The following is a 2,564-nucleotide window of genomic DNA, read 5'->3' as shown; positions in this document are numbered from 1 at the left end:
TGATGGTTTACGTTGAGGTTTTGCTTTCTTTTTATCGTTGTCATCTTCGTCCTCATCATCGCCAAACCAGTTAAACACACGACTAATAACGTCCTTAATCCAACTGAATTTGGACGCTAGCCATTCAAAGCCTGGCTTCCAGTGTTTGAGCAGCATACCAATGGGGGATTTGTTAAAAATACCTTTAATGAGATCCCAAGCCCCCAAAAACTTACCCTTGATGTTGTCCCAGGTTTCACTAAAAAAGCCGGATATCGGTTCCCATTTTTTAATGAGAATGCCAATAGGTGAATAACTAAAAAAGACGTTTTTAGCCCAGTCCCAAAATTGGACAAAGGGTTGTTTTACGCTGGCCCATAATTCTAAAAAAAAGCTACTAATAGGCTCCCAATACATAATTAATATTGAAGCACCTAACGCAATCGCTTTTATCGCTAAACCAATGGGATTCGCCATTATCGCGGTGCCAATGGCTTTGATACCCACGGCAACCGCGGGCAGTACAGCCGATAATCCACCCGCCGCGGTAATTAATGCTGAAATACCACCATACACCGCCACCACGCCCGTAAGTAGTTTGACGCCCAGTAAAGTCCCTAACACCACACCACCAATACGGGCTAAATTCTCAAAGCCGCCAGCCCATTCAGCGACTTGATTAACGATTAATTTAACACCCTTAATCGCGGTCCAAATGGCACTACCAAAGCCTTTAATCACCGATATCGTTAGTTTAAGACCTTTAATTAACTGGGTTTTATTCTGACGTGCAAAATTAGCCGCTGATTCAGACCAGCTACTAATACTAGGCGCTAATTCACCACCGACAACCCCTGAAATCTCCGCCCAGGCACTTTTAAATGTGTTAAAAAGCTGGGTGATTGAGCGGTGATAAGCAGTAGCACCTTGAGCGCCTTTTGTGGAGAGCTGATTAAAACGGTTTTGCGTTGCCAATACCTGATCGAGCGATTGTCCGCTGTTGCGTAGATAAGTGATGATTTTATTGCCTTCGCCGCCCATTAACATATCAGCCAAGCTTGCCGCGGCTTGATCATCTTTGAGGCTCATTAACCGTTGCATAATGAACTCAAACTGCTCTACTGAACTCATTCCCTCCAGAAAGAATTGATCCATCCCTAGAGAATCAAAAACCTCGCTCAGTGCCGACTGTTCACCCAGCGCTTTAAATTCACCCACTTTGTTCGTGAGTTCTTCAACTAAATCACCGGTATTTTCAGCATTGAGTCCTGCCTGGGCTGCCAAGCCACCCCAGGCTTGGAATTGCTCAATGGTCATGCCGTAGGACTGGGCAAGCCCAAGCTGTTCAGCGGTTAATGCGTTGGTTGCTGTCATGACCCCTGAAATAGCCCCGCTCATGACCGTCAGTGACTGAACGACGGTTGATACGGTCTCGGCAAATTCACTCCAATGCTCATTGAGTCCGATTGCAAAGCCTTGCCAATGGCTGGTAGCTTCTAGTTGCTGTTGTTCAGCCGCAAGATTTCCAACTTCTACTCCTAATTGAGCGGCCGCCTGTTGCGCAGTTGCAAACTGACTTTCAACGGATGCGATTTCACTAGCCAGGCTGCTTGAAGAGTACCCAAGCAGGGTTTGTTGTTGGCGTAATTCTCTGAGTCTATTTTGATAACGATTGACCTCACGGATAGCAGCTAACTGCTTATTGGTTTCCCGGTAGGCTCGCCCCAGTCTGGCTGCTGACGACTGGCTTTTCTTAATGGATTTACCCAGTGATTTATCTAAAAACGCACCAATCGCAATATTTAAGGCAAGTTTACTCATAGGGTTGGCTCTTTGGGGGCAGCATGCAACCAGTCCACTAATTCATCCAGTGGCATGTTGATAAATTCAGACAGTGGGGTTCCAGGGAGGCGGGCGGCTAAGGCAAAGACGATGGTTTGACAGTAACGATAATTAATGACGAAAAAATTTATCCACCACCAAATTATTGATTTTTTTAAAATCAGCCCCGTCGATATTTTCAATATCCTGCTGACTTATGCCGGATAAACTGGCAATTAAGGCAATGGCTTGCTCAAAATCCCCGCCGCCTTGTTTTTCTGTGTTTTTCATATCTTTGACGGTAGGTCGGCGTAATTTAATTTCTGAAACAACTTCACCATTGACGTTGATGGGATACTCTAATGTGTATATTTGACTCATGGTTTTACCTGTTAAATAATTTAATAAAGAAAAAAATAAAGATATAAAATAGGTATTAAATACCCAATGCATCGCGCATTTGTTTTAATTGATCCACCCCGTTAATCACTCGCTTCATATTGATTAAATCAATTTCCGCTTTCACGCTGTTATCAATACTTAACTTGTAGTAATGGAGCTTCAAGGTGGCACTCATGGTGCTCATTTCGCCGGGTTTTAACGAACCCATATCCACTTCACTCACTAAACCGGTACCGATCACTTCAAACGGTTTCACCTCATGGCTATTGCCTTTTTGTAACCCCCCTTTAATTTTTACGGGTAAGCCATCATTACCCTGTTGTAAGCCAAAGTTTTCCAACACGGTGGTATTCATGTCCTTA

General features: G+C 44.1%; 3 protein-coding genes. All 3 read right to left on the bottom strand.

All coding sequences use genetic code 11. The features are described from left to right. Positions 1-1,800, bottom strand: a 1,800-nt coding sequence (locus KCG35_RS24560) for a phage tail tape measure protein (protein WP_215822491.1), incomplete at its 3' end; no start/stop codon positions are given. A gap of 132 nt (positions 1,801-1,932) precedes the next feature. Continuing rightward, positions 1,933-2,181: a phage tail assembly protein gene (locus KCG35_RS24555; protein ID WP_215822490.1), complete on the bottom strand. Its 249-nt coding sequence runs from the start codon at positions 2,179-2,181 to the stop codon at positions 1,933-1,935. 55 nt (positions 2,182-2,236) lie between these two features. Further along, positions 2,237-2,564 (bottom strand): phage major tail tube protein (locus tag KCG35_RS24550; protein WP_215822489.1); only part of this gene is annotated, 328 nt, incomplete at its 5' end.

This window comes from Zooshikella harenae (assembly GCF_018837975.1).
Taxonomy (GTDB): Bacteria; Pseudomonadota; Gammaproteobacteria; order Pseudomonadales; family Zooshikellaceae; genus Zooshikella; species Zooshikella harenae.
This window is presented reverse-complemented; position numbering and strand designations above follow the sequence as displayed.

Bases quoted from the DNA above. Each gene is read 5' to 3' on its own strand.
- KCG35_RS24555 (WP_215822490.1), bottom strand. From the start codon at position 2,181: ATGAGTCAAATATACACATTAGAGTATCCCATCAACGTCAATGGTGAA.